This window comes from Streptomyces sp. (assembly GCF_031178505.1).
GTDB classification, from domain to species: Bacteria; Actinomycetota; Actinomycetes; order Streptomycetales; family Streptomycetaceae; genus Streptomyces; species Streptomyces gulbargensis.
The window spans coordinates 1-2,925 of record NZ_JAPSIW010000830.1 but is presented as its reverse complement, the minus strand read 5'-3'; the positions used below and the strand labels follow the sequence as shown (position 1 = coordinate 2,925).

At 69.5% G+C, this 2,925-nt stretch carries 3 protein-coding genes and 3 tRNA genes; all 6 read left to right on the top strand.

All coding sequences use genetic code 11. From position 1 onward, the window contains the following. Positions 1–217: fumarylacetoacetate hydrolase family protein (locus RIF68_RS33065; protein ID WP_309055115.1), on the top strand; the 217-nt coding region annotated here is incomplete at its 5' end. Then, on the top strand, positions 210–1,685 hold the full coding sequence (gene gltX, locus RIF68_RS33060; RefSeq protein ID WP_309055112.1) for a glutamate--tRNA ligase: 1,476 nt from the start codon (positions 210–212) through the stop codon (positions 1,683–1,685). The genes RIF68_RS33065 and gltX, both read left to right, overlap by 8 nt. Positions 1,686–1,742: 57 nt before the next feature. Continuing rightward, entirely contained in the window at positions 1,743–2,465 is a 723-nt protein-coding gene (locus RIF68_RS33055) for an HAD family hydrolase (protein WP_309055111.1), read from the top strand. Positions 2,466–2,557: 92 nt separating this feature from the next. Further along, a tRNA-Gln gene (locus RIF68_RS33050) sits at positions 2,558–2,629 on the top strand. Positions 2,630–2,668: 39 nt separating this feature from the next. Next, positions 2,669–2,741, top strand: a tRNA-Glu gene (locus tag RIF68_RS33045). Positions 2,742–2,802: 61 nt separating this feature from the next. Continuing rightward, positions 2,803–2,878, top strand: a tRNA-Glu gene (locus RIF68_RS33040). The last annotated feature ends 47 nt before the right edge of the window (positions 2,879–2,925 follow it).

Genomic DNA, 2,925 nt, shown 5'->3' with positions numbered 1-2,925 from the left:
CAACGGCGAACAGCGCCAGCTCGGCCGCACGAGCGACATGATCCGCTCCGTCGAGGACCTCGTCGTCCACATCACCGAGGCCATGACGCTGCTCCCCGGCGACGTCATCCTCACCGGCACCCCCGCCGGGGTCGGACCCCTCAACGTCGGCGACGAGGTCGCCGTCACCATCGAAGGCATCGGCACTCTCACCAATAGGGTGATCAAGCGTGGCTAACGCGAACATCCGCGTCCGTTTCTGTCCCTCGCCGACCGGCAACCCCCACGTGGGCCTGGTCCGCACCGCCCTCTTCAACTGGGCCTTCGCCCGGCACAACCAGGGCACCATGGTCTTCCGCATCGAGGACACCGACGCGGCCCGCGACTCGGAGGAGTCGTACCAGCAGCTGCTCGACTCGCTGCGCTGGCTGGGCCTCGACTGGGACGAGGGCCCGGAGACCGGCGGCCCCCACGCGCCGTACCGTCAGTCGCAGCGGATGGACATCTACAAGGACGTCGCCGACAAGCTGCTCGCCGGCGGGTACGCGTACCACTGCTACTGCACCACCACCGAGCTGGACGAGCGCCGCGAGGCCGCCCGCGCCGCCGGCCGGCCCTCCGGTTACGACGGCCACTGCCGCGAGCTGTCCGCCGGGCAGATCGAGGTGTACCGGGCCGAGGGCCGCGAGCCGATCGTCCGCTTCCGGATGCCCGACGAGCCGATCACCTTCACCGACCTGGTCCGCGGCGAGCTCACCTTCACCCCGGAGAACGTGCCGGACTACGGCATCCTCCGGGCCAACGGCGCCCCGCTCTACACCCTGGTCAACCCGGTCGACGACGCCCTGATGGAGATCACCCACGTCCTGCGCGGCGAGGACCTGCTCTCCTCCACCCCGCGCCAGATCGCGCTCTACAAGGCGCTGATCGAGCTGGGCGTCGCCAAGGAGATCCCGGCCTTCGGCCACCTGCCGTACGTGATGGGCGAGGGCAACAAGAAGCTCTCCAAGCGTGACCCGCAGGCCTCCCTCAACCTCTACCGGGAGCGCGGCTTCCTCCCCGAGGGCCTGCTGAACTACCTCTCCCTGCTCGGCTGGTCCTTCTCCGCCGACCAGGACATCTTCACCGTCCCGGAGATGGTCGAGAAGTTCGACATCGCCGACGTGAACGCCAACCCGGCCCGCTTCGACCTCAAGAAGGCCGAGTCGATCAACGCCGACCACATCCGCATGCTGGACGTGAAGGCCTTCGCGGAGGCCTGCGAGCCCTGGCTCCGCGCCCCGCACGCCCCCTGGGCGCCCGAGGACTTCGACCGCGCCGCCTGGGAGGCCATCGCCCCGCACGCCCAGACGCGCCTCACCGTCCTCTCGGAGATCACGGCCAACGTCGACTTCCTCTTCCTGAAGGAGCCGGTCTTCGACCAGGCGTCGTGGGACAAGGCGATGAAGGGCGAGCCCGCGGCCCTGCTCACCACCGCCCGCGAGAAGCTCGAAGGCGCCGACTGGAGCGACCCCGAGTCGCTCAAGAACGCCGTCCTGGCCGCCGGCGAGGCCCACGGCCTCAAGCTCGGCAAGGCCCAGGCCCCGGTCCGCGTCGCCGTCACCGGCCGCACGGTCGGCCTGCCGCTCTTCGAGTCCCTGGAGATCCTCGGCAAGGAGCGCACCCTGGCCCGGATCGACGCGGCCCTGGCCAAGCTCTCCGCGTAACGGCCCGTGCACGTCCGGTACCCCCGCCCCTTCCCGGGACGGGGGTACCGTCGTTCCATGACGATCCGCGCGGTGCTCTGGGACATCGACGACACGATCTTCGACTACGCCACCGCGGACACCCGCGGCATGCGCGACCACCTGGCCGCGGAGGGGCTCCTCGCGTCCTACGACACGGCCGAGGCGGCCCTGGACCGCTGGCGCGAGCTGACCACCCTGCACTGGCGGCGCTTCGAGACCGAGGGCGGCGACTTCCGCGAGCAGCGGCGGGACCGGGTCAGGGACTTCCTCGGCAGGCCCGAGCTGACCGCCGACGAGGCCGACGGCTGGTTCGACCGGTACGTGCGGCACTACGAGGCCGCCTGGAGCCTCTTCCCGGACACCGTTCCCGTGCTCGACCTGCTGTCCCGTGACTACCGTCACGCCGTCCTGTCGAACTCCAGCATCCACAACCAGGAGCGCAAGCTGCGGCTCCTCGGCATCCGGGACCGCTTCGAAGCCGTCCTGTGCGCCGCCGAGCTCGGGGTGGCCAAGCCGGCCCCGGAGGCCTTCCACGCGGCCTGTACGGCCCTGGGCCTGCCCCCGCACCAGGTGGCGTACGTGGGGGACCAGCCCGACATCGACGCCCGGGGCGCCGTGGAGGCGGGGCTCGTGGGCATCTGGCTGGACCGGGCGGGCACCGGCGGGCGCCCCGAGCTCAGCCGCATCACGGACCTCCACCAGCTCCCGGCGCTGCTCGGCGGGCATACCCGTTTTGGAGCCCGGTCCACCTTCGGGTAATGTTCTTCCTGCGCCGAGGGGAGCAAGCCGAAAGGCAAGAACCCGGAAAGCGCAAGCCGAGCAAGATCCCCCTGGTGGGGAAGGCGCCCCGGTGGCCTATGGTGTAATTGGCAGCACGACTGATTCTGGTTCAGTTAGTCTTGGTTCGAGTCCAGGTAGGCCAGCTCGCAGAGCTCATCTGCAACCGTGGATCATTCCACAAAGCCCCCGTTGTGTAGCGGCCTAGCACGCTGCCCTCTCAAGGCAGTAGCGCCGGTTCGAATCCGGTCGGGGGTACAGATCCTTCCCGCGGGATCACCAGGGTCGCACCCGGTGATCTCGATGCAGGATCGCTAGGGCCCCCGTTGTGTAGCGGCCTAGCACGCCGCCCTCTCAAGGCGGTAGCGCCGGTTCGAATCCGGTCGGGGGTACCAACTGGTCTAAACCACCAGTGGCCTATGGTGTAATTGGCAGCACGACT